Below are 12,350 nucleotides of genomic sequence, written 5' to 3' on the forward strand. Positions count from 1 at the left end.
CCTGCGCCGTCCGGCGCCCGCTCCCCCCGTGGGCGCGGGCGCCGGCGGGGCCGCGGCGCCCCCTACGCGTTCCTGCTCCCCGCCGCCGTGCTCTTCCTGCTCTTCTTCGCCCTGCCGATCGGGTACGCCGTAAACCTGAGCCTGCACAAGGTCGAGGTCAAGGGCCTCGGTCTGGGCAAGGACGCCCGCGACGAGGTGTGGGCCGGGCTCACCAACTACGCCGACGCGTTCACCGACTCCGAGCTGCTGGACGGCGCGCTGCGCGTGCTCGGTTACGGCGCCATCGTCGTCCCGGTGATGCTCGGCCTCGCGCTGCTCTTCGCCCTGCTCCTGGACACCGACCGGGTACGCCTCACCTCCTTCACCCGGCTGGCGATCTTCCTGCCGTACGCCATTCCCGGCGTGATCGCCGCACTGCTGTGGGGCTTCCTCTACCTCCCGGACGTCAGCCCGTTCTACTTCGTCCTGGACCGGCTGGGGCTGCCGCAGCCCGATCTGCTGGACGGCGGGCCGCTGTACCTCGCCCTGGCGAACATCGCCGTCTGGGGCGGCACCGGCTTCAACATGATCGTCATCTACACCTCGCTGCGGGCCATCCCGCTGGAGGTGTACGAGGCGGCCCGGCTGGACGGCTGTTCGCAGCTCCAGATCGCCCTGCGCATCAAGATCCCGATGGTGGCGCCCTCACTGGTGCTGACGTTCTTCTTCTCCATCATCGCGACCCTCCAGGTCTTCAGCGAGCCGACGACCCTCAAGCCGCTCACCAACTCGGTCTCCACCACGTGGAGTCCGCTGATGAAGGTCTACGAGGACGCCTTCCGCAACGGTGACATCTATCAGGCGGCGGCCACCGCCGTGCTCATCGCGCTCGCCACCCTCGTCCTGTCGTTCGCCTTCCTGCGCGCGGCGAACTCCCGTACCAAGCAGGAGGGGGAAGCCCGATGAGCTCCCTTGCCGTCAGAAGAACCGCTCCCGCCGCCGGCACCACCCCCGGCACGGCCCAGGGCCCGCCCCTGCGCCGCCGTGTCGCGCTCGTACCGACAGCGGCGCTGCTGCTCGGCGCGCTCTACTGCCTGCTGCCGGTGGCGTGGGTGGTGATCGCCGCCACCAAGTCGGGGCGTGAGCTGTTCTCGACCTTCACGTTCCTGCCAGGTACCGGCTTCTCGGACAACGTCCGCGACCTGTCGGCCTATCGCGACGGCCTGTACTGGCGGTGGATGGCGAACTCCGCCCTCTACGCGGGGCTCGGCGCCCTGCTCTCCACAGCCGTCTCCGCCCTCTCCGGATACGCGCTCGCCGTCTACCGCTTCCGGGGCCGCGAGACCGTCTTCAACGTGCTGCTCGCCGGGGTGCTGATGCCACCGGTGATCCTGGCCGTACCGCAGTACCTGCTGCTGGCCAAGGCCGACATGACCGACACCTATCTGTCGGTACTGCTGCCGCTGATCCTTTCGCCGTACGGCGTCTACCTGGCGCGGATCTACGCCGCTGCCGCCGTGCCGTCGGACGTCGTCGAGGCGGGCCGGATGGACGGAGCGAGCGAGTGGCGGATCTTCAGCCGGATCGCGCTGCCGATGATGGTGCCGGGCCTCGTGACCGTGTTCCTCTTCCAGTTCGTGGCGGTCTGGAACAACTTCCTGCTGCCGTTCATCATGCTCGGCGACGACGAGAAGTTCCCCATCACGCTGGGCCTGTTCACCCTCCTCCAGCAGGGTTCCAACACCCCCGCGCTCTACACCCTGGTCATCACCGGCGCGCTCCTGGCGGTCGTCCCGCTCATCGCGCTGTTCCTGGTCATCCAGCGCTTCTGGAGCCTGGACCTGCTGTCGGGAGCCGTAAAGTCGTGACCATGAGCAACTCCGGGCAGGCGCAGGGGCAGCGCCGCAGGCCGCCGACGATCCATGATGTCGCGCGTGAGGCAGGTGTCTCGCGGGGCACGGTCTCCCGGGTCCTCAACGGCGGCCACTACGTCAGCCCGGCCGCACAGTCAGCCGTCAACGCGGCCATTCGCAAAACGGGTTACGTCGTCAACCGGCACGCCCGGTCGCTGATCACCGGCCGCTCCGACTCCGTCGCCTTCCTCCTCACGGAGCAGCTGGACCGGTTCTTCGAAGACCCGAACTTCAACGTCCTGCTGCGCGGCTGCAACGAAGCCCTCGCCGCGCACGACATTCCGCTGCTGCTGATGATCGCGGGCACCGACGACGAGCGGCGGCGGATAACGCGCTACATCACGGCGGGCCATGTCGACGGTGTGCTGCTGGTGTCCAGTCACTCCGGGGACCCGGTGGCCGAGCAACTGCGCAAGGCAGACGTGCCGCTGGTCGCCTGCGGCAAGCCGCTGGGGCAGTCCTCGAAGGTCGCGTACGTCGCCGCCGACGACCGGGACGGCGCGCGCGACATGGTCCGCCACCTGCTGTCCACCGGACGGCGCCGGATCGCCATGGTCACCGGGCCGCTCGACACCCCCGGCGGTACGGAGCGGCTCGCCGGTTACCGGGAGGTGCTCGCCGAGTTCGGCATCGCGTACGACGAAAGGCTCGTCGTCACGGGCGACTACAGCCGCGCGAGCGGCGAGGCGGGTGCGGCCCGGCTTCTTGAGCAGGCCCCCGGCATGGACGCGGTGTTCGTCGCGTCCGACCTGATGGCGCAAGGCGTGCTCAGCGCGCTGCGCGGGGCCGGGCTGCGGGTGCCGGAGGACATCGCGGTGGGCGGTTTCGACGACTCCCCCGCCGCGCTCGCCAGCGAGCCCGCTCTCACCACGATCCGCCAGCCCTGGTCGCGGATCAGCGCGGAGATGGTACGGGTGCTGCTGGGCCTGATCGGCGGCGAGGATCCGGCCACGGTGATCCTGCCGACGGAGTTCGTACGTCGCGGCTCCGCCTGATCGCTCCTCCCGGAAAAGCTCCGCACGGGCGGCAACCTTCCGGTAACGCTGCGGCAACTGGAGTGTGGCACAGGCACCTCGCCCCCAGGAGGACTCCGTGGCACCACCAGCACTACCGCGCCGACAACGGCGCAGATCCACCGCCCGCACCCGCGTTGCCGTCAGTACGCTCATGGCCGGAGCGCTCGCCGCAGCCGGTCTGATCGCACTCTCCCCGACGGCCGGCGCCGCCGCTCCCGCCCGCCAGGTCGAGGCACTCGACCGAGGAGTGGTCAGCGTCCACAACGGCAGTGGGAACCTGGTCAGTTGGCGCTGGCTGGGCACCGACCCCGACAACGTCTCGTTCAACGTCTACCGCGCCGGTACGAAGGTCAACTCGGCGCCGGTGACCGGCTCGACCAACTACTTCCACTCCGGAGCCCCGAACTCCGCCGACTACACGGTGCGCGCGGTCGTGGGCGGCACGGAGCAGGGCGACTCCGTACACGGCGTGCAGCTGCGCACCGGTTACAAGGATGTGCCGATCTCCCCGCCGCCCGGCGGCCGGACACCGGACGGGGTGGCGTACACCTACGAGGCCAACGACACGAGCGTCGGCGACCTCGACGGCGACGGCGCGCTCGACTTCGTACTGAAGTGGCAGCCGACCAACGCCAAGGACAACGCGCAGTCCGGCTACACCGGCAACACCATCGTCGACGGCATCAAGCTGGACGGCACCCGGCTGTGGCGGATCGATCTCGGCCGTAACATCCGCTCGGGCGCGCACTACACACAGTTCCAGGTGTACGACTACGACGGCGACGGCAAGGCGGAAGTCGCGATGAAGACCGCCGACGGAACGGTCGACGGGCGCGGCACGACGATCGGCGCCGCGAGCGCCGACCACCGCAACAGCAGCGGCTACATCCTCTCCGGGCCGGAGTACCTGACCATGTTCAACGGTCAGACAGGTGCGGCGATGGGCACGGTCGGCTATGTCCCGGCCCGTGGGACGGTGTCCTCGTGGGGTGACTCCTACGGGAATCGAGTGGACCGATTCCTCGCCGGGACCGCGTATCTCGACGGCGCCCGGCCATCGCTGATCATGGCGCGCGGGTACTACACGCGGTCCGTGATCGCGGCCTGGGACTGGCGGGGCGGGCAGTTCACGCGGCGGTGGACCTTCGACTCCAGCGCGTCGACCAACGTCGGCAAGGGCTACGACGGGCAGGGCAACCACAGCCTGTCCATCGCGGACGTGGACGCCGACGGCAAGGACGAGGTCGTCTACGGGGCGATGACCGTCGACGACAACGGGTCCGGCCTGTGGACCACGAAGCTCGGCCACGGCGACGCCGGGCATGTCGGAGACCTGAACCCGTCCCGCGCCGGGCTGGAGTACTTCAAGGTGTCCGAGGACAGCTCCAAGCCCAGCTCCTGGATGGCCGACGCGCGTACCGGGCAGATCCTCTGGCAGACCGCGACGGGCGGCGACAACGGCCGTGGCGTGTCCGCCGACATCCACGCGGGATCGCCCGGCGCCGAGTCCTGGTCGGCGTCGGACACCACACTGCGGTCCGCCGGCGGAGGCTCGCTCGGGCGCGAGCCGTCCAGCGTCAACTTCGTCAGCTGGTGGGACGGCGACACCACCCGCGAGCTCCTCGACGGCACCCGTATCGACAAGTACGGCACGGGCGGCGAGACGCGGCTGCTGACCGGCTCCTCGGTCTCGTCCAACAACGGCACCAAGGCGACCCCCGCCCTGTCCGGCGACATCATCGGCGACTGGCGCGAAGAGGTGGTCTGGCGTACGTCGGACAACACCGCACTGCGGATCTACTCCACCCCGCACCAGACGGACACCCGGATGACGACGCTGCTCCACGACCCGATGTACCGCACAGGCCTGGCCTGGCAGAACACGGCGTACAACCAGCCCCCGCACACCAGCTTCTTCATCGGCGGCGGCATGCCCACCGCGCCGCGGCCGTCCGTCTACACCCCCTGACTTTCCCCCCACCGAGAGGAACACCACTCATGAGTACGCAGCTCAAGAAAAGGTCCATAGGACGCGTGAGCGCAGTGGCGCTGACCGTGGGTGTCCTGGGCCTCACCACCCTGGCACCCACCGCCTCCGCCGCGACCTGGCCGACACCGAACGGCAGTCAGGCGGTGCCCGCGACCATCCCCGTCTCCGGCGTGGTGGACGGCGGCAACAAGAAGTACTACGGCTCCGGTGACCTGGCCGGCGACGGCCAGGACGAGGGCCAGGACCCCATCTTCAGGCTCGCCGACGGTGCGACCCTGAAGAACGTCATCATCGGCGCGCCCGGTGCGGACGGCATCCACTGCCAGGGCAGCTGCACGCTGCAGAACGTCTGGTGGGAGGACGTCGGTGAGGACGCCGCCACCTTCCGGGGCAGCAACTCCGCTGTCTACACGGTGACCGGCGGCGGTGCGAAGAAGGCCGCGGACAAGGTCTTCCAGCACAACGGCGGCGGCAAGCTGAACGTCTCGAACTTCGCGGTCCAGGACTTCAAGACGCTCTACCGCTCCTGCGGCAACTGCTCGACCCAGTACAAGCGCACCTCGGCCTTCTCCAACATCGAGGTGACGTACCCGGGCTCGCGGCTCGTCGGCATCAACACCAACTACGGCGACAGCGCCTCGCTGCGCAACATCACGATCATCGGTGACGCCGGCAAGAAGATCGTGCCGTGCCAGAAGTACATCGGGAACAACACGGGCGCCGAGCCGACCACGAACGGTTCGGGCCCGGACGGCACCCACTGCAACTACACGTCCTCGGACATCGTTTACAAGTGACGGACAAGAACTGAGAAGGCGGCGGAATCGGCTCGTCAGGGCCGGTTCCGCCGCCTGAACAGCTTTTACGGCATCCGGTCCCCCACCAGCGCCAGGTTCTCGATGGCGGCCAGGCCGTACAGCGCGGTGTCGTTGGTGTAGACCCAGTTCGCCTCGGTGCCCGGCACGAGCGTGACGGGGCCGCTCACCTTCTCCGTCGTCCATGGGGACGACTCCTTGTAGCCGTCGCTGTTGTAGAACTTCTCCCACGCCCGCTTGGCCAGCTTCTCGTCGCCGGTCTGGGCGGCGGCGTACGCGTCGAGGCGCGAGTGCCCCTGGAAGAGGATGATCGAGCCGAAGTTCTTGCCGTACCGCGCGGCCTGCTCCGCCTTGGTGGCGTTGTAGTAGCGGCAGTAGTCCAGGTACGCCTCCTTGAACTTCGGCATGTCGACGAGGTCGATCAGCTCGGCGCACAGTTCGCCCAGCCCGAAGACCGCCGACAGGTGCGATACGCCGACCTTGGGCTCCTTCTCGACGGCGAACCGGCCCGTGTCCAGGTCGTACAGGCCGCTGCCCTGTACGAAGCCGTTGGGCTGCGCGGCGATCGTTTCCATGGTGGACAGCACCCGCGCCTTGGCCTTGTCGGCCTTGGGGCCGCCGCGCTCCCACTCGGTGAGCCAGGCCGAGACCAGTCCGCTCCAGTCGGTGCCGAAGCCGATGGACAGGGCGTGCCGGTCGGGGGTGTAGGGCTCGGTGCGGATCTTGCGGATCGGGTCGAGGGCGAGGAAGGTCTCGTCGGAGTCGACGTTGGCGTGCATGAGATCGCCGGTGCGTTCGTCGGCGGTGAGGAAGTAGTAGAACCGCCGGTACGTGGTGTTGGCGATGCGCTGCTGCTTCGCACTGTCGGCGTAGTGCTGGATGCCGTGCCGCGTACCCAGGCCTGCCCACGTACCGAGGTGGTAGACGTCGACCTCGCCGGTGTGGCGGGTCATGGCCTCGGCGAAGCGGAAGATGTCGGCGCGGCCCGAGCGCAGGTACGCGTACCAGAGCCACAGGTCGGGCGAGAGCTCGGAGTTGTCCCAGGCGTAGCCGCCGACGTCGTAGCGCCACTGGTGGCGGGCGGGGTCGTAACTGTGCATGATGTCGCCGTAGTCCCAGAAGCCGTACCAGCGCCGCATCTCCACCTGGTCCTTGTAGTAGGTGAAGAGGAAGTCCAGGTGGTCCTCGATCTTCGCTTTCGCGGGTACGGACCGGTCGGGTTCGGAGAAGAGTCCGCCGAAGGCCTTCGCCTTGATGAGCTGCTTGGGCGGGGCGGCGAGCTGGGGCGGGGTGCGGACGGCCGCCACCTCCTTCGCCAGCGTCGCGGGGTCCGGGGTGGAGTCGTGGGCCCAGAAGAGGAGTTCGCTGGTACGGGCGATTCCGTACGGGGTGCCGAAGCCGGGCTCGTAGTCCTCGTAGGTGATGTTGAGGCCTTCGAGCTGTTCGGCGTACGTGTCCTGGCCGAGGCCGTCGTGGTAGAAACGCAGGTCCATGGGCGGCGCCTCGGGCGACCAGAGCCACAGCGTGACCTCGGCCTCGTCGGTGTGCGCGCCGCGGATGTCCAGCCCGGCGGGGTGCTTCTCCCAGAAGTCGCGCAGCCCGAAGGAGAGCCCGCCGCTCGCCCCGCCGACGTATCCGAGGCCGGAAGCCCGGCGTCCGCCGCCGGCCGGGATCCAGCCGTGGCCCTTCTTGGTGCGCTTGCGGAGGGTGAAGCCGTCGGCGGAGAGCTGGCTGAGGGTGTAGTCGCCCCAGGTGGGGATGAGGTGGAGGCGGCTGGTGACGCGCTGGTCCCAGGTGGCCGGGTCGGGCAGTTTCCGGCCTTCGAACTGTGCGGCCTGGACGGCGGCTCCGGGGTCGCGGCGCAGGCCCGTGATGCCCTTGACGGCTTCGCGCAGCAGGCCCGTGCCGTCGCCGCCGATGCGGATGTGGCGGTCGTACGCCTCGTCGCGCATCGGCACGGTGAAGCGGACGCCGAGGCCGCGGATGAAGTCGCCGCTCGCCTTGCCGGGCTCCTGCGTGCCGTCGTACGTGATGGTGTGCACCATGCGGAACGATTCGGCGCCCGCGTAGAAGTAGAGCCGGACGGAGAACGGCAGCCAGTCGCGGTTGCCACGGCGGTGCTTGCCGTCGATGCGGACGACGGCGCGGACCGGTCCGTTCTGTTCCACCTCGGTCTTGGATATGGCGCTGTCGAAGCGTTCGTACTTCTCGCTGCCCTGGTCCCCGTCCTCGATCTCGCCCTGCCGCAGGAGGACGAGCCGGCCGTCCTTGGCGATCTCGGTGGCGCCCCGGCGGACGGACTTCACCAGGGTGGAACCGTTCTTACCGATCTTCGCCGTGATGACGCCCGTGGACACGTCTATGGTGCCGCCGCTGCTGGAGACGGCGACTTTACGGGCGGGTGCGGCCGGGCTCCCGGCGCTGAGGGTGAAGGCGGCGGCGGTCGTCTCGGGGCCGACGGCGTGGGCGGTCCACTTCAGCGAGCCGTCGGGCCACTGGGCGAGCGGCCAGGACTGGACGGGCACGTCCTTGCCGTCGGCGGTGGTCAGCGCGAAGGTCTGGTCTTTGTCGTACGCGCCCTTCGGCCAGGGCACGCCGAGGGTCGAGCCGGGCGCGGCTCCGAGCCCCGCGTCCTCCAGCCAGGTCAGGGTCACCGGGTCCGCGGCTGCGGTGTCGGCTCTTGGGACGGCCTGGGCGTCCGTGGCGCCGAGCGCCCAGCTGAACTGGGCGGCGGCGCCGGCCGCCGCTGCCGCCTTCAGGACGGTCCTGCGGGGGATCGGAGACATCGTTGTGCCCTTCCAGTAGGTGAAGCGATGTGTGAGAGGCAGGGGGCGGCGGGCTCAGCGGGAGGCGTACCGCTGCTCCACGGCGACGGCCGCCGCCGTGACGGCGCCGATCACCGGCACCGCGAGTGGTGCCACGAACCAGGCGGAGGCGGCGACCACCGCGAATCCGCCGACGATCAGGAGCGATCCGGCGGGATCGAGGACCGTACGCCGTCCCGCCGCGCCCAGCAGAGCCCGCCAGGACGCGCCCGGCTCCCAGCCCGCGGCCGCCCGCAGGCCTGCCACCGCGCAGCCGATGCACGCGAGGATCCCGACCGTCCCGACGAGGGAGCCGCCGGGCAGGCCGGCTCGTACAGCCGCCAGGTCGAGCCACAGCAGCCAGACCGCCGCCCAGCCGGCCAGACCCACGGCCCAGCCCCGGCGGACCGCCGAGCGGAAGTCGGCGGCGAACTCCCGCCATCCGGCGCTCTGCTCGCCGGTCAGATGGCGTCGCAGATGCCGCGCCCCGGCGGCGAGCGCTGCGGGCCACGTCACCAGCGGGAGGGAGGCAAGCGCGATCCATATGCCCGTGAGCAGGCACTCCGCGAAGACGCCGAAACGCTCCTGGAAGCGGGCCATGGCCCCTCAGCCCTTCAGGCCGGATGTGGCCATGCCGTCGATGAGGTAGCGCTGGAAGGCGAGGAAGAACGCCAGCACGGGCAGCAGCGCCACCAGCGACATGGCGATCATGCCGCCGTAGTCGGCGACCGCGTCCTGGTCGACGAACATCTTCAGACCCATCGAAACGGTGTATTTGTCGGGCTCGTTGAGATAGAGCAGCGGGCCCATGAAGTCGTTCCAGGCGTTGATGAAGGTGAAGATCGCGCTGGTGATCAGGGCGGGGCGGCACAGCGGCAGCACGATCGACCAGTAGATCCGCAGATGCCCACAGCCGTCGAGCCGTGCCGCCTCGTCCAGCTCCTTCGGCAGGTTCCGCATGAACTGCAACATCAGGAAGACGAAGAAGGCGTCGACGGCGAGGTACTTGCCGAGCAGCAGCGGAACCATGGTGTTGATCAGTTCCAGCTTCTGGAACAGCACATACTGCGGAATCATGAGTACGTGGTACGGCAGCAGCAGCGTGCCGATCATCAGGGCGAAGAGAAGGTTCCGCCCCGCGAATCTGACCTTGGCGAAGGCGTAGGCGGCCAGCGAGCACGAGATGAGCACTCCGCCGACGGAACCCACCGCGAGCACCGTGGAGTTGATGAAGAAGGTGGAGACGGGGATGCCCGCGATGCCTTCGGTGAGCCGCGTGTAGTTGGCCGCGATCGGATCGGTCGGCAGCAGCTGGAGACTGCCGATGATCTCGTTGCCGGGCTTGAACGAGCCGCCGATCACCCAGATCACCGGGTAGAGCACGACGGCGAGCACCGCCAGTGCGCCCAGATGCCAGCCGAGGGATCCGACGCGCTTTCGGGGGCTGGAGGTGGCCGGGTCGAGAGTCGGGTCGAGTGTGAGAGTCACCGGGCGTTCTCCTCGTAGTGCACCCAGCGCTTCTGCGACCAGAACAGCACCGCCGTGACCAGGCCGACCGCTATCAGCAGCATCCAGGCCATGGCGGAGGCGAAGCCCATCCGGCTGTTCTCGAAGCCCTGTTGGTAGAGGTAGCAGGTGTAGACGAGCGTGGCGTCGGCGGGACCGCAGGGATTGCCCTGGCCGCCGAGGATGTACGCCGAGCCGAAGATCTGGAAGGAGTGGATGGTTTCCAGCAGGACGTTGAAGAAGAGCACCGGCGAGATCATCGGCAGCGTGATGTTCCAGAACCGGCGCCATGGCCCGGCGCCGTCCATCTCGGCCGCTTCGTACAGCTCGCGCGGCACCTGCTTCAGTCCCGCCAGGAAGATGACCATGGGCGCGCCGAACTGCCAGACGGTGAGGGCGACCAGGGCGTACAGGATCATGTCGGGGTCGCCGACCCAGCCGCCGGCGTTCATGCCGAAGAACTGCCCCGTACGGTCGACCACGGCGTCGTCGGTGAAGATCGCCCGCCATACGACGGCGACGGAGACGCTGGCGCCGATCAGCGACGGGGCGTAGAACGCCGCCCGGTAGAAGGCCTGGCCCCGGCGGCTCTGCGCGAGCAGGAGTGCCACGCCGAGCGCTGCGACGAGTTTCAGCGGCGTACCTATGACGACGTACTTGACCGTGACCTCGACCGACTTCTGCCAGCGGGGGTCGGCGAACATGTCGCTGAAGTTCTTGAGGCCGACCCACTGCGGGGCGTCGAAGAGGTTGTAGTCGGTGAAGGCGAAGTAGAGGGAAGCCGCCATGGGGCCTGCTGTGAGCAGCAGGAACCCGGCGATCCAGGGCGACATGAAGAGGTAGCCGGCGAGGTTCTCGCGGCCGCTGGTGCGCCGCCGCTCGGCAGGGCGCGGCGCGGGCCGCCCCGGTCCGGGCGGCGGGTCGGCGGGTTCGGCCGGCGGCGGGGGGTGGACGGTGTGCGTCACTGCCGGTCCCATCAGGCGTTCGCGGTGAAGGCCGTCTTCGCCTCCGAGAAGAACTTGTCGACCGCCTCACCCGGTGACGCCTTGTCGAGGCTCATCTCGGTGGCGAGGCGCAGGAAGGCCCCCTCGATGACGTCGGCGCCGGCGGGGTGCGGGGTGATGGGTTCCAGTACGCCCGTCTCGGCGATCTTCGTCTCGTACGCGGAGATCTGCTTGCTCACCTTGTCGGTGGGCTCGAACGCCTCGAACTGCTCGGTGGTGGACAGCACTCCGCGGTCGTAACCCATGATCCGGCCGACCTCGGGGTCGTGGACCATGAAGTTGATGAAGGTGGCGACCTCCTTGGGGTGCTTGGTCCTGGCCGTGCCGCTGAGCATGAGTGAGCCGAGGTACTGGCCGGTCTTCTTGCCGTCGGTGGTGGGTATGGGTGCGATGCCGTACGTGCTCTTTCCCTCGGCGGCGTAGCGGACGGTGAAGTTGTCCCAGGTGAACTCGCCCCCCGACAGGGCCGCGGCGGTCGCGGCCTTGGGCTTGATCTGTTCGGCCTTCTTGGGGTCGGTGTAGATGCCGGACCGGATGCGCTTCATCGCCTCGGTCCACTCGGCCTCGAGGTCGCTCTCCTCGAAACCGAGGCCGTTCTCGGTGAAGAACGCCTTGCCCTGCTGGCGCAGTTTGAGGTCGTAGTAGTACATGATCGAGTGCGGGCCGGAATCGCCTGCGACGCCGGTCCTGCTCTTGATCTTCTGGAGGCCGGCGTACCAGTCGTCCCAGGTCCAGCCGAACTCCGGGGTGACACCGGCCTTCTCGTAGACCTTCTCGTCGATGATGTAGCCCATCGAGTTCGATCCGACCGGCAGGCCGAGCAGTTTGCCGTCGACCTCGGCGAACTTCTCCAGGCCGGAGCGGAAGTTCTCGGTGCTGAGGTTGCCCGCCTTCACCTGGGGGTTCAGATCGAGCAGCACATTGCGGGCGGCGTACTTGCGCAGGAAGGTGACGGCGTTCTGGATGACGTCGGGCGCGTTGCCGCCCGCCGCCTGGGTGTTGAACTTCTTCCAGAAGTCGAGGTAGGGCTGGAAGTCCGTCTTTACCTTGATCTTCGGGTACTTCTTCTCGAAGAGCGCGATCGACTGGTTGATCTTCTTGGCCCGGTCGTCGGCACCCCACCAGGCGTACCTGATGGTCACGGGGCCGCCGCCGGCCGAACCGCTCCCGCCCCCACAGCCGGCCGCTGTCAGCCCGACAGTCGCCAGTGAGGCTCCGGCCGCCTTGAGGAAGGTCCGCCTCTCAACATGCCTGGATGTGCGCATGGTTCACCTCTTCGTTCTGACGATTGAATCGTTTTAGGAAAGCGCTTGCCGGGGCAAT

The 12,350-nt window shown here is 68.6% G+C and carries 10 protein-coding genes; 5 read left to right on the forward strand and 5 right to left on the reverse strand.

All coding sequences use genetic code 11. The features are described 5' to 3' along the window. Window positions 1-72: 72 nt before the first annotated feature. From ABZX79_RS00490 to ABZX79_RS00510, 5 genes are all read left to right on the forward strand, one after another. Window positions 73-945 (forward strand): sugar ABC transporter permease, encoded by an 873-nt coding sequence (locus ABZX79_RS00490; protein WP_355250031.1) that lies wholly within the window; start codon window positions 73-75, stop codon window positions 943-945. Further along, on the forward strand, window positions 942-1,847 hold the full coding sequence (locus ABZX79_RS00495; protein ID WP_355249624.1) for a carbohydrate ABC transporter permease: 906 nt from the start codon (window positions 942-944) through the stop codon (window positions 1,845-1,847). Before ABZX79_RS00490 ends, ABZX79_RS00495 begins: the two co-directional genes overlap by 4 nt. Then, complete coding sequence (locus ABZX79_RS00500; RefSeq protein ID WP_355249625.1) at window positions 1,844-2,887, forward strand: LacI family DNA-binding transcriptional regulator; 1,044 nt, start codon at window positions 1,844-1,846, stop codon at window positions 2,885-2,887. The genes ABZX79_RS00495 and ABZX79_RS00500 overlap by 4 nt, the downstream gene beginning before the upstream one ends. 172 nt (window positions 2,888-3,059) lie before the next feature. Next, window positions 3,060-4,877 (forward strand): rhamnogalacturonan lyase, encoded by a 1,818-nt coding sequence (locus ABZX79_RS00505; RefSeq protein ID WP_355249626.1) that lies wholly within the window; start codon window positions 3,060-3,062, stop codon window positions 4,875-4,877. Window positions 4,878-4,906: 29 nt separating this feature from the next. After that, window positions 4,907-5,695: a pectate lyase gene (locus ABZX79_RS00510; RefSeq protein WP_355249627.1), complete on the forward strand. Its 789-nt coding sequence runs from the start codon at window positions 4,907-4,909 to the stop codon at window positions 5,693-5,695. A gap of 65 nt (window positions 5,696-5,760) precedes the next feature. Here ABZX79_RS00510 and ABZX79_RS00515 read toward each other — a convergent pair whose 3' ends face one another. Genes ABZX79_RS00515 through ABZX79_RS00535 form a run of 5 tightly spaced genes read right to left on the reverse strand, consistent with a single transcriptional unit; the run spans window position 5,761 to window position 12,292 of the window. Beyond that, window positions 5,761-8,499: a Tat pathway signal sequence domain protein gene (locus tag ABZX79_RS00515; RefSeq protein WP_355249628.1), complete on the reverse strand. Its 2,739-nt coding sequence runs from the start codon at window positions 8,497-8,499 to the stop codon at window positions 5,761-5,763. A gap of 54 nt (window positions 8,500-8,553) precedes the next feature. Next, complete coding sequence (locus ABZX79_RS00520) at window positions 8,554-9,117, reverse strand: hypothetical protein (protein WP_355249629.1); 564 nt, start codon at window positions 9,115-9,117, stop codon at window positions 8,554-8,556. Between the two features lie 6 nt (window positions 9,118-9,123). Beyond that, complete coding sequence (locus ABZX79_RS00525) at window positions 9,124-10,005, reverse strand: carbohydrate ABC transporter permease (protein WP_355249630.1); 882 nt, start codon at window positions 10,003-10,005, stop codon at window positions 9,124-9,126. Further along, complete coding sequence (locus ABZX79_RS00530) at window positions 10,002-11,000, reverse strand: sugar ABC transporter permease (protein WP_355249631.1); 999 nt, start codon at window positions 10,998-11,000, stop codon at window positions 10,002-10,004. The genes ABZX79_RS00525 and ABZX79_RS00530 overlap by 4 nt, the downstream gene beginning before the upstream one ends. Then, window positions 11,000-12,292 carry an extracellular solute-binding protein gene (locus ABZX79_RS00535; protein WP_355249632.1) on the reverse strand — a complete coding sequence of 431 codons (1,293 nt, stop codon included), beginning with the start codon at window positions 12,290-12,292 and terminating at the stop codon, window positions 11,000-11,002. The genes ABZX79_RS00530 and ABZX79_RS00535 overlap by 1 nt, the downstream gene beginning before the upstream one ends. Window positions 12,293-12,350: the final 58 nt, after the last annotated feature.

It is taken from the genome of Streptomyces sp. NPDC002994, assembly GCF_040611155.1.
Lineage (GTDB): Bacteria > Actinomycetota > Actinomycetes > Streptomycetales > Streptomycetaceae > Streptomyces.

Coding starts and splice junctions, on each gene's coding strand:
- ABZX79_RS00505 (WP_355249626.1), top strand. CDS start 3,060: ATGGCCGGAGCGCTCGCCGCAGCCGGTCTGATCGCACTCTCCCCGACG.
- ABZX79_RS00530 (WP_355249631.1), bottom strand. CDS start 11,000: ATGGGACCGGCAGTGACGCACACCGTCCACCCCCCGCCGCCGGCCGAA.
- ABZX79_RS00510 (WP_355249627.1), top strand. CDS start 4,907: ATGAGTACGCAGCTCAAGAAAAGGTCCATAGGACGCGTGAGCGCAGTG.
- ABZX79_RS00495 (WP_355249624.1), top strand. CDS start 942: ATGAGCTCCCTTGCCGTCAGAAGAACCGCTCCCGCCGCCGGCACCACC.
- ABZX79_RS00520 (WP_355249629.1), bottom strand. CDS start 9,117: ATGGCCCGCTTCCAGGAGCGTTTCGGCGTCTTCGCGGAGTGCCTGCTC.
- ABZX79_RS00535 (WP_355249632.1), bottom strand. CDS start 12,292: ATGCGCACATCCAGGCATGTTGAGAGGCGGACCTTCCTCAAGGCGGCC.
- ABZX79_RS00515 (WP_355249628.1), bottom strand. CDS start 8,499: ATGTCTCCGATCCCCCGCAGGACCGTCCTGAAGGCGGCAGCGGCGGCC.